This is a genomic window from Amycolatopsis sp. lyj-346 (genome assembly GCF_046548975.1).
Classification (GTDB): Bacteria; Actinomycetota; Actinomycetes; order Mycobacteriales; family Pseudonocardiaceae; genus Amycolatopsis.
In genome coordinates this window covers 1-12,599 of record NZ_JAJPWT010000009.1, presented here as the reverse complement: position 1 = coordinate 12,599, position 12,599 = coordinate 1, and the positions used below count along the sequence as shown (strand labels likewise).

The window sequence follows — 12,599 nt, the reverse complement described above, 5'->3', positions numbered from 1 at the left end:
GCCCCGTGCGTTTTTCATGGTCCGGACCATGAATGCGGCATGATCGGCCGTGCTCAGGCGAACCCTACGCCGGACGACAGCAACGTGAACGCCCGTTCGGCCGTCACCCGGGCCTCCGGAAGGCGCTCCCGCGCGGCGACGCCGTCCGCCACCGCGGCCATGTTCGCCGTGGCCAGCGTCCGCCGGACCGCCGTGATCTGCGCCGCGGCCAAGCTCGCGTCCAGCGCGGGAACGCCGGCCTCGGCGAGCGCGGCGGCCAGCGCCGCCTCCCCCGCGCCGGCGAACTCCGCGAGCCGGGCGACCAGCGCCGGCGTGCCGGTGACCAGCCGGAACACCGCGACGACTTCGGGGAGGTCGCACAGCCCGGTCACCGGCTCCCGCGCCTCGAGCCCCCGCAGGAACGCCTCCCGCAACGCGGACAGGGGCCCCTGCTCCGGCCGGCGGGCGCGGACGACGTCCGCCGCGTCGGTCTCGTGGTCGGCGAACCGGTGCAGCACGAGGTCCTCCTTGGTCGGGAAGTAGGCGAAGAGCGTCCGTTTGGACACCTCCGCCACCCGCGCCACCTCGGCGACCCCGACGGCGTCGAACCCGCGCTCCAGGAAGAGCCCGATCGCCGCCGTCGAGATCGCCGCCCGCGTGCGGAGCTTCTTGCGCTCCCGCAGACCCAGTTCACCGGTCACGTCACGCAGGGTAGCGCCCGCGGGGTCAGACCTGCTGGAGGCCGGGCTTGCCCGCTTGCACTACGTAGCTGCGGTCGGTCTTGATCACCACCGACGCGGGGTCGTAGACGCTGGTGTCGGACGTCGTCATGAAGTCCGCCCGCATCTGCGACGGCGTGGTCGTGACGCGGACGTAGCCGCGCTCGCCCTTGCAGTACTTGACGTGCGGGTTGTTCGCGTACCAGGCCGCGCTGGGCGCGGAGGCGTTGTCGCTGTTGCTCGTGACCGACGTCGTGACCAGCTCCGAGCCGATGACCGGGCTGCTGTGGTTGAAGTAGTCCAGCCGCAGGTCGGCGGCCCAGTGCCGGTGGACGTCACCGGTGAGCACGACCGGGTTGGCGACCTTGCGGTCGACCCAGCCCTGCTGGATCCGGTTCCGGGAGGCCTCGTAGCCCTGCCAGGAGTCGTTGCCCTCGCAGGTGGCCTTGTTGCCGTCGGCGTCCCGCGTGGCGAAGAAGACCTGCTGGCCGAGGAAGTCCCAGGTCGCGGGGTGCGACTCGAACTGCTTGAGCAGCCACGCCTCCTCCGTGGCGCCGAGGATGCTGCGGGAGGTGCTGCGCATGTCGGCGCAGGCCGGACCGGCGTCGCCGGCGGGGTCGGCCACCTGGGCACTGCGGTACTGGCGCGTGTCGAGCATGTGGAACCGGGCCAGGTTGCCCCACACCAGCTGCCGGTACAGCTGGATCGACGCGCCGTTGGGCTTGGCCGTCGACCGGATCGGGGTGTTCTCGTAGAAGGCCTGGAACCCGGCGGCCTTGCGCGCGGCGTTGGCCGGCGCGGTGGTGCCGTTCCAGTTGTTCATCACCTCGTGGTCGTCGAAGACCACGATCCAGGGTGCGACGGCGTGCGCGGCCTGCAGGTCGGCGTCGGTCTTGTGCTGGGCGTGGCGGGCGCGGTACTGCGCGAGCGTGGTGACGTCCTCGGTGAAGGCCAGGCTCCGCGGGTTGCGCTCCTGCGCGGTGCGGCCCGACTTCTTCTCGTAGATGTAGTCGCCGAGGAACAGCACCAGGTCCGGGTCGTCGGCCACGATGCCCTTGTACGCGTGGTAGTAGCCCTCCTCCCAGTGCTGGCAGGAGCTGAAGCAGTACTTGAGCTGGTTGACCGCGGCACCGGCGGCGGGCGCGGTGCGCGTCCGGCCGACCGGCGAGAGGTAGCCGGAACTGCGGAACCGGTAGAAGTACTCGCGGGCCGGCTGCAGGCCGGTCGGTTCGATGTGGACACTGTGCCCGGCAGCACTGGCGGCGCTCACCGAGCCGCTCTGCACGATCGAGCTGAACGCCTCGTCGTTCGCGATCTCCCAGTCGACCGCGTACGTGGCGTCCGGCATGCCGCCGAAGCCGTCCGGGTTGAGCGGCGCGGGTGCGAGCCGCGTCCACAGCACGACGCTGTCGGGCAGCGGATCGCCGGAGGCGACACCCAGCTGGAAGGGATCGCGGATGGCGGGGGCGGCGGCCGTGGTGCGGGCGTTCGCCCACGACGGCAGCGCCGCCGAAGCCGCGGTGGCGGTGACCGCGGCGAGCCCGCCGAGCAGCACCTTGCGCCGGTTTACCTGACCCATGGGAAAGCCCTTTCTCGTGGTGGAGGCGCGGTCAGGCCGCGAAGTCGGTGATGCCGTCGCTGCAGGACTTCAGGTCGGGCTTGGCCGTCGTGTAGTTCGCGACGCACACCTTGTAGAAGACCCAGCCGCCGTGCGGGACCGTGACGGCCTTGTCGACCTTCGTGCCCTCGCCCCCGGAGTTCCAGACGTAGAACGGGCCGGCGCCGCCCTTGAGCCAGTAGGCCACCACGGCGGAGTAGCCGTCGGAACTCGTGTCGTAGACGAGGAAGTGCGAGTCGGACGAGCGGTACTGCGCCTCGCCCGCGCAGGCGTCGGCGCACTGGCCGCTGCCCGAGCCGACGCCGCAGTCGGGCGCCACCCGCGTGTCGGAGTTGGTGAAGACGTAGGTGTCCGAAATGTACCCGCCGAGCGCGGGCACGTAGTCCCACAACGTGCTCGTGCCGTAGGTGCCGGTGACCGACGTGCCGTGGATCTGGCAGTCGATGGTCACCGCCGCGCCGTTGGCGACGGTTTTGACGGCCGAGGCGCTCGCGGTGGGCGCCCGGCGGACGTTGAGCGGGTCACCCGCGGTCTTGACGGTGCCGGTCGCCGCGGCCGACGCCTCGAGCGCGCCGCCGACCACGAGTGTGCCGACGGCGGCCAGGATCACCCCTAAGCCGGCGATACGCCGGAGGTTCAAACGCTTCATGGCCGCAGCGTGGCTCTCCGCCGTACACGTCGCGTACAAAACCGCACGTGTGCGCACGGACACACACTCCGAATGGATCTAGCCCCTGCGCCGGACGGGTCCTAGAGTCCGGGACATGGGGGAACTCATCGGGCAGGTTGAGACCACCTCGCTGACCATCCGCGTCCTCGGTCCGCTGGAGGTCACCGCCGCCGGGCGGGTGATCGCCCTCGGCGGCCCGAAGCCCCGGCTGCTGCTGGCCGCGCTGGCCCTGCAGCCGAACGTCGTCGTCTCGACCGACGTGCTGGTGGAAGTGCTGTGGCCACAGGCGGCGCCGCGGTCGGCCGCGGCGAACATCCGCACGTACGTGCATTCCCTGCGAAGGCGCTTCGCCGAGATCGACCCCGCCCTCGGCGAGCGGATCAGCAGCGGGCCCTCCGGCTACCTGCTGACCGCGTCGCCGGACGAACTGGACCACCTCGCCTTCACCGCCTTGGCAGGCGAAGCCCAGGAAGCGCTCGACGACGGGGAAACCGAGAGCGCCCTCAAACTCCTCGACAAGGCCGACGCGCTGTGGCGCGGTGAAGTCCTCGAAGGCCTCCAGCACGACCACAGCTGGGGCGCGACCATCGCCCGGCTCACCGAACTCCGGCTGTCGGTGCAGGAACAGCGCCTGCGCGCGCGGATCGGCCTCGGCCGCTCCGGTGAGGCCATCGCCGAGCTGCGCGGGCTGGTCACCGAACACCCGCTGCGCGAGGAACTGTGGGCGCAGCTGATCGTCGCCCTGCGGGCCGCGGGCCGGACCGGGGACGCGATCGAGGCGTACGAGTCGGCCGAGCGGGTCCTGCGCGAGGAGCTCGACGCCGAACCGGGTGCCCGGCTGCGCGAGCTGCGCGCCACCCTGGTCCCGGACCACGTCCTCCCCCCGCGTGCCGCCGACGTCGCCCCGGTCTGCCAGCTGCCCCTCGACCTGCCGGACTTCACCGGCCGCGGCGGCCTGATCCGCACCGTCGTCACCCTGCTGCAGGAGCGCGCGGACTCCGGCACGCCCGCCGTGATCGTGCTGTCGGGTGCCCCCGGCGTCGGCAAGTCGGCGGTCGCCGTCCGGGTCGCGCACGCGGTCCGCGACCAGTTCCCCGACGGCCAGCTGCACGTCGACCTGGCCGGCACGTCGTCGTCGCCGCGGGCACCGATGAGCGTGCTCGCCGAGCTGCTGCGCACGCTGGGCATCCCCGACGCCGGCCTGCCGCGCGAGCTGGCCGAGCGTTCGGCGCTGCTGCGGTCGCGGCTGGCCGGGCGGCGGATGTGCGTCGTGCTCGACGACGCCGGCAGCGAGGCACAGGTGCGGCCGCTGCTGCCCGGGGCCGGTGTCTGCGCGGTGCTGGTGACCAGCCGGATCCGGCTGCCCGGGCTCGCCGGCGCGAAGCCGGTGGACGTCGACCTGCTGCCCGAGGCCGAGGCCGCGCGGCTGCTGGAGGGCATCGTCGGCGCCGAGCGGGTGGCCGCCGAGCCGGAGAGCGCCGCGGCGATCCTGCGCCAGTGCGGGCACCTGCCGCTGGCGATCCGGGTGGCCGGCGCGAAGCTGACGCACCGGCCCGGCTGGACGCTGCGGCTGCTGGCCGGCCGGCTCGGCGACGAGCGCCGCCGGCTCGACGAGCTGCGCGTCGGCGACCTCGCCGTCCGCGCGAGCGTGACGCTGTCCTACGACCTGCTGCCGATGTCGGCGGCCACCGCGTTCCGCGGGCTGGGCCTGCTCGGGCCGGTCCAGTTCCCGGCGTGGGTGGTCGCGGCGGCGCTGGGCCGCCGCGACGCCGACGACGTCCTCGACGTCCTGGTCGACGGCCACCTCGTCGAGCTCGTCGGCTCCGATTCGGCAGGCCAGCCGCGCTACCGGCTGCACGACCTGCTGCGCGTGTACGCGGTGGAGCTCGCCGAGCGCAGTGACGCGGCCAAGACCCGCGCCGGCCTGCGGCGGATGCTGGAGGGCTACCTGGGGCTCGCGCTGGAGGCGGCGCGCCGGATGCCGCTGCACTTCTTCGGCATGTACTGCGACGACCGGCTGCCGCGCCCCGCCGTGCCCGAAGGCGTGCTGCCCGAAGACCCGGCCACGTGGTTCGCGGCCGAGCGGCACACGACCGTCGCGGCGGTTTCGCTGGCCGCCCAGCACGGTTTCGACGACCTGGCCTGGCAGCTGGCTTCGGCGCTGACGCCGTACTTCGACCTGAGGGGCCCGCAGGACGACTGGCACAGCACGCACCTCGTCGCGCTGGCGGCGGCCCGCCGGACGGGCTCGAAGCGGGCCGAGGCGATCGTCCAGCGCAACCTCGGGCAGTACCTGCTCTACCAGGACGAATACGCCGAGGCCCGGGTGGCCTTCGAGGAGTCGAAGATGCTGTTCGACGCGATCGGTGACATCCAGGGCGTCGCCGTCGCCCTGACCGGGCTCTCGACGATCCTCCGCATCGAAGGCGAAGATGACCTGGCCCTCGACCACTGCCACGAGGCGCTGAAGCTGTTCGCGGAGGCCGACGACCCGAACGGCGAAGCGGTGGCCCGGCTGAGCGCGGGCGCGGTGTGGATGTCCCGGGGGTGTTACGCGGCGGCGAAGCGCTGGATCACGGACGCGCTGGAGCTGACGGCCTCGATCGGCGACCGCCACCGCGAAGCGCACGCGCTCAAGCGGCTGGGCCTGCTGTACCAGCACCAGGGCAACCTGGCGGCGGCCCGCGAGCACGTCGACCGCGCGATCGCGATCTTCACCGACCTCGGCGACGACCACTGCGTCGGGTACGCCAACCAGAACCTGGGTGAGCTGTGCCTGCACAGCGGCGACTTCGCCCACGCGCAGCTGCTGCTGGTGAACTCGCTGGCGGTGCACCGCCGCAACGGGGACCGGCGGTCGGAGGCGGAGGTGTCGCAGCTGCTCGGCGAGCTGCACCGGGCGCTTTCGCAGCCGGAGCGGTCGCGGGACTACTCGGAGCGGGCGCTGGCGATCTGGCGCGAGTTGTCGACGCGGCCGAAGGAGCCGCCGGCCGTGGTGGAAGCGCGGCCGCACATAGCTTCCGCCTGACGCACAAACCTGCTTGTACGGATCATGTACGCCGTCCCGTCAGTCTTTCTCCACCTTCGAACGAACAGGTGCGAGAGGAGAACCGGGGATGATCCGGAACATGAAGGCCGGCCGCGTGACTGCGGCGGTCCTGGCCGCCGGGGCGGTGACGGCGCTGGCCGGAGCCCCCGCCCAGGCCGCGACGACGCCGTCCGCAGGCACCGGCTGGACCGCCGATTTGTCCACTGTGGACTACGATGACGTCAACGTCACCGGTGCGGGCGGAACGCTGACGCTGGCCGACGCCGCGTGGCACAGAACCACCCGGGTGTTCGCCGGCAGCGAGGGCAGCCTCACCACCGCCGGGCACAAGCTCGGTTCGCCGGCCAACCGCGTCAGCGCGGAACTGACCGCCGACACCCCCAAGGGCACTTCGGTCGACGTCGACGTCCGCGGCCGGACCGGCGTGAACGACTGGACCGAGTGGACCCCCGCGGGCACCACGCTGAAGAGCACGGTGAGCGAGGTGCAGGTGCGGATCAGCCTGCACAGCACCACCGACGGCGTGCGGCCCGCGGTCAAGGGCGTCGCGCTCAGCGCCGACAGCGTCCCGCAGACCAACGCCGTCACCGCCGGGACCGAGCTGACCTACAAGGTCTACGGCACCCGCGAAGGCCTGATCGGCGGGACCACCGCCAACGGCCACGTCATCACCAGCCGCGACCACTTCGTCGCGCTGCCCTCCGGCAAGGGGCTGGCCCCCAAGGGCACCGGCAACTACTCGGTCCGCGTCTGCCGGACCGACGGCAGCAAGTGCGAGTACGCGCCCGTGTGGGACGTCGGCCCGTGGAACGAGCAGGACGACTACTGGAACCCCGCGTCGGTGCGGACCAAGTTCAAGGACCTGCCGCAGGGCCAGCCCGAGGCGTACGCCGCCTACTACAACGGCTACAACGGCGGCAAGAGCGGCCTCGGCTACAAGGTGCAGAACCCGGCAGGCATCGACCTCGCCGACGGCGTCTTCTGGGACGGGCTCGGCATGTCGGACAACGGCAACGTGAACGTCACCTACCTGTGGACCGGCTCCGGCCCGACCGGTGTCGTCAGCACGGCAGGCGACCCGATGAACGTCCGGGCGAGCGCCAGCACGACGGCCGCCGTCAAGGGCCTCGCGGCGAACTACGCCAAGGTGAACATCGAGTGCTACGTCGAGGGTGACACCGTCACCGGCAAGTTCGGCACCAGCAACATCTGGGACCGGATCGGCCCCGGGCACTACGTGTCGGACACGTACCTGCAGACGGGTTCCGACCAGCCGGTCGCCCCGCACTGCTGAGCGGTACCCCCGATCGTCGCGTGGTTGACTGCCCTCACCCGCGACATCAGCGAAGGCCCGGTGACCCCCGCCGGGCCTTCGCCCATTTCTCCGCCATTCCGCTCACCGGCACACAATTCACAACCGTGAACAAATATCCGCCGGGTGTACAACGGCCCGCCCATCCGGATTTCTGGCCCGGTCAGTTGTGGCTGGCCTGGCTGCACAGCGGCGAAGAACAATTCAAGACCCTCGCGCTGGCCTCCGCGGAAAAGCTCGCGCCGCGCCGGACCGACACGGGCACCCACGACCTCGGCTTCCTCTTCTCCCCGTCGTAGGTGACCGCGTGGCGGCTCACCGGCGACGAAAAGTGGAAGGCGGGGGCGATTCAGGCCGCGTCGTCGCTCATCAAGCGCTACCACCCGGCGGGGGAGTTCATCCGCCCTGGGGAGCGCTGGCCGACCCGGACAACGCCGGCCGCTGCACCCGCAACCGCCCGGCCGAGGACGGCGTCGAGGTGTCACTGCCCTACGCCGACTACTACCTGCTGGAAGGCGTCCTGCGGGTGCTCGACCGGAGCAAGGTGGACCGCGCGATCGACCTTTCGAGCGGGTAGCGGCGTCCGGGGAGGCCGCCACCTCCCCGGACGCGCTGTTCAGTGGTGGTGGTGCGCGTGCACCTTGGCGTGGCCGAGGCCCCGCCCGATCATCCACTTGTTGACCGGCACCGTGACGACGAACGCGACCGCCAGCGAGAGCGCGAGGGCCAGCCAGAAAACCAGGCCGGCCAGCCCGGCGTCCATCGCGCCGGGAATCGCCATGATCACGGTGTTGTCGATCAGCTCCATCACGGCGATGGACACGGTGTCCGCGGCCAGGGCGACCTTGAACGCCGCCGCGACGCCCAGCCCCGACTTCAGCACGCCCCGCATGGTCAGGGCGTACCCGAAGACGAAGGCCAGCGCGATCGCCAGGACCACGGTCGCCGCGTTGTGCAGGCCGAACGCCGTGCCCAGCACCATGCCGAGCACCTCACCGATGGCACAGCCGGTCAGGCAGTGCAGAGTCGCCTGGATAGCCGTCGCCCACGAAGCCCCATGCTGTTCACTCATGCCGCCACTATACCCCCCAGGGGTACCAACCGCACGCCTTCGCCCGCCCCGCCCGCCCCGCCCGCCCCGACCCCAAACGCCCCAATGTGGCCTTGGGTGCGTTCAACGCACCGAAGGCCGCCTTGGGTGCGTTCAACGCACCGAAGGCCACATTGGGGCGCTTGAGGGTCACGCTGGGTAGTAGGTGCGGCCGACCAGGGGATCCATCTTCGAAGACGCCGGGCGCAGAACTCACTTCCGTAACCCTTTGCGCACATCCCGTTGACCACAGTTACCCGGGGCCCTACGTTCGCCCTTGGTCTCCACCATGCGCAGACCGATCGAACGGATCGAATTTCGGTGAGGAACGGGTGGGGATGCGAGGGCCGACGAAGACCTTCCGGCTGGTCGCGACGGTGCTGCTGGTCGCGGCGCTCGCGCTCGGGGGCTGCTCGGACCAGCTGGGCAGCGCGCCCGCGCCGTCGCCGACCCGGATCGAGTTCGTGCCCAAGGTGGGCGGCATCCCGTACTTCGAGGCGATGGACAACGGCGGTCTCGAGGCGGCGAAACAGCTCGGCGTGGCGTGGCACACGACCGGGCCGTCGACGGTCGACCCGGCCGCGCAGGTGACGATCCTGCGTGACCTGATCGCGAAGAAGGTCGACGTCATCGTGGTGGCCCCGAACGACCCGGCCGCGCTCGCCGGCGTGATCGCCGAGGCCAGGGCGAAGGGCATCCACGTGCTCACCTCGGACACCGACGCGCCGGGCACGCAGCGCGAGGTGTTCGTCAACCAGGCCAGCGCCCAGGGCATCGGTGCCGCGCTCGTCGACGCGCTGATGGCGAAGACCGGCGGCACCGGCCAGTACGCGATCGTCTCCTGCGGCCGGGCCGCGGCGAACCTCAACTCGTGGATCGACGTCCAGAAGGAGTACGCGGCCGCGCACTACCCGAAGGCCCAGCTCGTCGAGACCGTGTACGCGGGCGAAGACGAAGCCGCCGCGACGACCCTCGCCAAGCAGCTCATGGCCCGCCACCCCGGCCTGACCGGGCTGATCGGCGAGTGCACGACATCCGCGCCCGGCGTCGCGAAGGCCGTGGGCGACGAGCAGAAGATCGGCCGGGTGTTCACCGTCGGCGTCGGGACACCGCAGGCCATCAAGCCGTTCCTGCTCGACGGCTCGTGCTCGCAGTCGGTGCTGTGGAACGTCGAGTCGCTGGGCTACCTGACCGCGTGGACGGCGAAGCAGGTCGCCGACGGCAAGCCGCTGGCCCCGGTCAACAAGGTGAGCCTGGAGCTGCCGGCGGTGAAGTACGACGCCACGTCGAAGACCGTCCTGCTGGGCGACCCCCTGCTCATCACCGCCGACAACGTCGACCAGTTCAAGTACTGACCCGGCTCACCGGTGCCGGCGCCCGCGTGCGACCGCCGCGCCCCCGCCGAGCACGAGGATCAGCGCCGTCAGTCCCCACCGCCGCTTCTCCTCGGTCCGCTGCCCGGTGTCCTGGGCCACTGGCGCGGCCTCCTTCTCCGGACGCGCACGGGGCGTCGTCGGCGGCGGAGGTGGCGGGACCGAGGTGGACGGCGGGGGCGTGACCACGGGCGGCGGAGGTGCCGGCGCGGGGGACGGCGGCACCACGACGGGCTGCTCCACCGGCGGCGGCTGCGGCGGCGGCTGCGGCGGCGGCTCCGGTGCCGGGGGCACCGGCTGCTCGGTCCGGGGCGGCGGAGGCGGCTGGCCGGGGGACGTCGAGGGCGGAGGCGACGACTGCTCCGGGGGCGTCGACGGCGGGGGCGGCGGTGCGGGTGCGGGTGCCTCGGCGAAGCACCCGGCCGCGTCGGCGCTCACCAGCGGCGGGCCGGTCGCGACCTCGGTGGGCGGGCCCGATCCGTCGCGCGGCAGGCGGAACGTGGCGCTGCGCCGCCCGGCGTGGTTGGCCGTGGCGTAGATCGCGCCGGGGGCGAGCACCACCGAGCCGTACGCGCCGCCCTCGGGGAACCGGAGCCCGGGCACCACCGCGACCTTCCCGCTGGACGGGTCGATCTTGACCACCGAGCTGCGGCCGTGTGAGGTCGCCGAGACACCGTAGAGGAGCCCGTCCGCCGGGTCGAAGGCGAAGTCGTCGACGCCGACGGCGAGCGACACCGGCCGCAGCGCCGTCCGGTGCACCACCCGCACGTAGTCCTGGCCGGCCGGGTCGATGTCCACTGTGTACAGATCGCTGCCCTGCCGCACGTACCAGCGGTCGCCGTCGATCGCGCCCGCGGTGGCGCCGGTGACCGGGCTCCACCCGGGCTGCCGCGCGCCGGCCCGGCGGATCACCCCCAGGTCCGTGACCACGCCGCCGGCGTCGATCCGCACCGCGTGCGCGCCGTGGTAGCGACCGGCGCGGGTGCCGTCGGCCACGCCGTAGACCACGTCCTGCGCGGCGGAGTAGCCCATCGCGTTGATCCAGTACCCGGCCTGGCTCACCCGCTGCGTGCCCCCGCCGGGCAGAGAAAGCAGCCGCAAGGTCGTCGGCGCGCCGCTGCGCTGGTTCTCCGCCTGCAGGACCGTGCAGCCGCCCGGCTCCCGCGCCACCGCGAGGCGGGGCGCCGGGGGCGCGAGCCAGCCCGTCGCCGCCAGCAGCACCGAGACCGCCGCGGCCACACCGAACGCCGCCGCCCAGCGGATCCGCGTGCCGGTCAAACCAGCCTGGCCAGCGCCGAGGTGAACGCCTCGGGGGGCACGCTCACCCCGCCGCTGAACGGGTTCTGCAGCTGGTAGATCGCGAACAGCAGCAACGTGATCGTGCCGGCCAGGGTGGACACGATGACGACGTGCGCGGCCAGCCGCGTGCCGCCGAACAGGTTGGGCAGCAGGATCGCGGTGATCAGGCTGCCGAGGATGAGCGCGAACCAGACGACCGCGCCGACGCCGCCGGCCCCGGAGTGGCTCAGCCGCTGCTGCCGGGCCTGGTAGACCGACCAGAGCTGGTCGCTCGCCTCGGTTTTGCGGTCCAGCTGCCAGTCACCGTCGGCCGGGGCTTCCGCGACCGCCCGGCGCATCTGGTCCAGCTGGGTCGCCCCGGTCGCGGGTACCTCGCCGCCGTCGGCCAGGCGCGGCCACTCCTGCTCCTCGACCGTGCGCGCGTAGGCCGCGGCGAGGCGGTGGACGCGGTCCTTCGTCTCCTCCGGCAGCGCGTCGGCCGCCCAGCTGGCCGCGACCAGGCCGTCGGCCTCGGTCTGCGCGGTCTGGCTCACGGTGCTCACCTCGTCGTACAGCGAGATGAGCACGAACGCGAGCAGGACCGCGTGCAGCCCGCCGACGATGGTGAACACCTGGCCCGCCGCGTCGTTGTTGCCGGGCCTGCCCTCGTCGGTCCGGCCGAACCGGCGGACGAGGTAGGCGATCAGGCCACCGACGCAGGCCGCACCGGCCACCCAGAGACTGCCGGCCACGAAGATGTTCATCCGGGTCCTTTCGCCCGCGAAGCGCGGGAAGCACTGCCCGGCGCATTCCACGGCCGGGACCGTTCAAGTTAGTGCACCCATTTCCGAGCGGACAACAGAAAAGGCGGAATTCATCCGGGTGGCCGCACAAGTGTCACGAAAGTCGCCGATTCGGCGCAGTTGACGCGGGGTACCACCATCCCCGCCGTTTCACTGGGCAACCACGAACCATGCCGCCGACCAGGGAATCTCACGACCGAGTGACGCCCGCCGACAGCCTGTGACCACGCCGTTCGAAGATCAGCGGAAGATGATCAAGCCGCACACCAGCCAATAAGCCGGTGACCCGATCGTGTCATTGTGCGACCCGGCGCGGTTGCTATGTTGATTTCGCGGTGCCACGAAACCGCGCATATCAGCAAATAGCAGGTCATGACCGGCGTGCCGGCTGGGGCGGGCACGTGCCGAACGCGAATGATTGGGTGGTTCTCGTTGTGACTGTCACCGACCCGGTGGAATCCGAGCAGGTGCCCTCCAGCCTGGGACGGGCAGCCGCCCGCACCCTCGCCACAACCACGAAGTCCGTCCCCCAGATGCAGGGCATCTCCTCCCGCTGGCTGCTCAAACTCCTGCCCTGGGTCGAAGTCTCCGGCGGAGCCTACCGAGTCAACCGCCGCCTCTCCTACGCCGTCGGCGACGGCCGCGTCACCTTCACCACCACCGGCACCCAAGTCCGCGTCATCCCCCCCGAACTCGGCGAACTCGCCC

At 71.9% G+C, this 12,599-nt stretch carries 11 protein-coding genes and 1 pseudogene; 6 read left to right on the top strand and 6 right to left on the bottom strand.

Annotated elements, in window-relative coordinates; all coding sequences use genetic code 11:
* Positions 1 to 53 precede the first annotated feature (53 nt).
* Genes ACLJQE_RS25030 through ACLJQE_RS25020 form a run of 3 tightly spaced genes read right to left on the bottom strand, consistent with a single transcriptional unit; the run spans position 54 to position 2,965 of the window.
* Positions 54 to 680, bottom strand: a complete 627-nt coding sequence (locus ACLJQE_RS25030) for a TetR family transcriptional regulator (protein WP_410641785.1) — start codon at positions 678 to 680, stop codon at positions 54 to 56.
* Positions 681 to 705: 25 nt separating this feature from the next.
* Positions 706 to 2,277, bottom strand: a complete 1,572-nt coding sequence (locus ACLJQE_RS25025; protein WP_410641784.1) for an alkaline phosphatase D family protein — start codon at positions 2,275 to 2,277, stop codon at positions 706 to 708.
* Between the two features lie 31 nt (positions 2,278 to 2,308).
* A complete protein-coding gene (locus tag ACLJQE_RS25020) occupies positions 2,309 to 2,965 on the bottom strand; it encodes an SH3 domain-containing protein (RefSeq protein WP_410641783.1) in 657 nt (218 codons plus the stop codon).
* Between the two features lie 115 nt (positions 2,966 to 3,080).
* Between ACLJQE_RS25020 and ACLJQE_RS25015 the strand changes: the two genes are divergently transcribed.
* The 4 genes from ACLJQE_RS25015 to ACLJQE_RS25000 all read left to right on the top strand — a co-directional run bounded on the left by ACLJQE_RS25015 (position 3,081) and on the right by ACLJQE_RS25000 (position 7,924).
* A complete protein-coding gene (locus ACLJQE_RS25015; RefSeq protein ID WP_410641782.1) occupies positions 3,081 to 6,014 on the top strand; it encodes an AfsR/SARP family transcriptional regulator in 2,934 nt (977 codons plus the stop codon).
* An 88-nt stretch (positions 6,015 to 6,102) separates the two neighbouring features.
* On the top strand, positions 6,103 to 7,329 hold the full coding sequence (locus tag ACLJQE_RS25010) for a hypothetical protein (RefSeq protein ID WP_410641781.1): 1,227 nt from the start codon (positions 6,103 to 6,105) through the stop codon (positions 7,327 to 7,329).
* 125 nt (positions 7,330 to 7,454) lie between these two features.
* On the top strand, positions 7,455 to 7,646 hold the full coding sequence (locus ACLJQE_RS25005; protein ID WP_410641780.1) for a hypothetical protein: 192 nt from the start codon (positions 7,455 to 7,457) through the stop codon (positions 7,644 to 7,646).
* Between the two features lie 8 nt (positions 7,647 to 7,654).
* The gene (locus ACLJQE_RS25000) at positions 7,655 to 7,924 is read left to right on the top strand and encodes a hypothetical protein (protein ID WP_410641779.1); all 270 of its coding nucleotides are present in this window, start codon (positions 7,655 to 7,657) and stop codon (positions 7,922 to 7,924) included.
* Positions 7,925 to 7,963: 39 nt separating this feature from the next.
* Here ACLJQE_RS25000 and ACLJQE_RS24995 read toward each other — a convergent pair whose 3' ends face one another.
* On the bottom strand, positions 7,964 to 8,419 hold the full coding sequence (locus tag ACLJQE_RS24995; RefSeq protein WP_410641778.1) for a DUF4396 domain-containing protein: 456 nt from the start codon (positions 8,417 to 8,419) through the stop codon (positions 7,964 to 7,966).
* 356 nt (positions 8,420 to 8,775) lie between these two features.
* Between ACLJQE_RS24995 and ACLJQE_RS24990 the strand changes: the two genes are divergently transcribed.
* Positions 8,776 to 9,792 carry an autoinducer 2 ABC transporter substrate-binding protein gene (locus ACLJQE_RS24990; RefSeq protein WP_410641777.1) on the top strand — a complete coding sequence of 339 codons (1,017 nt, stop codon included), beginning with the start codon at positions 8,776 to 8,778 and terminating at the stop codon, positions 9,790 to 9,792.
* A 6-nt stretch (positions 9,793 to 9,798) separates the two neighbouring features.
* Here the strand turns inward: ACLJQE_RS24990 and ACLJQE_RS24985 are convergent, their stop codons facing one another.
* Both ACLJQE_RS24985 and ACLJQE_RS24980 read right to left on the bottom strand, forming a co-directional pair.
* The gene (locus ACLJQE_RS24985; RefSeq protein ID WP_410641776.1) at positions 9,799 to 11,088 is read right to left on the bottom strand and encodes a DUF6923 family protein; all 1,290 of its coding nucleotides are present in this window, start codon (positions 11,086 to 11,088) and stop codon (positions 9,799 to 9,801) included.
* Complete coding sequence (locus ACLJQE_RS24980) at positions 11,085 to 11,852, bottom strand: hypothetical protein (RefSeq protein WP_410641775.1); 768 nt, start codon at positions 11,850 to 11,852, stop codon at positions 11,085 to 11,087. The genes ACLJQE_RS24985 and ACLJQE_RS24980 overlap by 4 nt, the downstream gene beginning before the upstream one ends.
* A gap of 473 nt (positions 11,853 to 12,325) precedes the next feature.
* On the opposite strand from ACLJQE_RS24980, the pseudogene ACLJQE_RS24975 reads away from it, so the two are divergent.
* Positions 12,326 to 12,599 (top strand): annotated as a pseudogene (locus ACLJQE_RS24975) (Crp/Fnr family transcriptional regulator); the annotation flags it as partial.

Coding starts and splice junctions, on each gene's coding strand:
- ACLJQE_RS25025 (WP_410641784.1), bottom strand. CDS start 2,277: ATGGGTCAGGTAAACCGGCGCAAGGTGCTGCTCGGCGGGCTCGCCGCG.
- ACLJQE_RS25020 (WP_410641783.1), bottom strand. CDS start 2,965: ATGAAGCGTTTGAACCTCCGGCGTATCGCCGGCTTAGGGGTGATCCTG.
- ACLJQE_RS25015 (WP_410641782.1), top strand. CDS start 3,081: ATGGGGGAACTCATCGGGCAGGTTGAGACCACCTCGCTGACCATCCGC.
- ACLJQE_RS25010 (WP_410641781.1), top strand. CDS start 6,103: ATGATCCGGAACATGAAGGCCGGCCGCGTGACTGCGGCGGTCCTGGCC.
- ACLJQE_RS24995 (WP_410641778.1), bottom strand. CDS start 8,419: ATGAGTGAACAGCATGGGGCTTCGTGGGCGACGGCTATCCAGGCGACT.
- ACLJQE_RS24990 (WP_410641777.1), top strand. CDS start 8,776: ATGCGAGGGCCGACGAAGACCTTCCGGCTGGTCGCGACGGTGCTGCTG.
- ACLJQE_RS24980 (WP_410641775.1), bottom strand. CDS start 11,852: ATGAACATCTTCGTGGCCGGCAGTCTCTGGGTGGCCGGTGCGGCCTGC.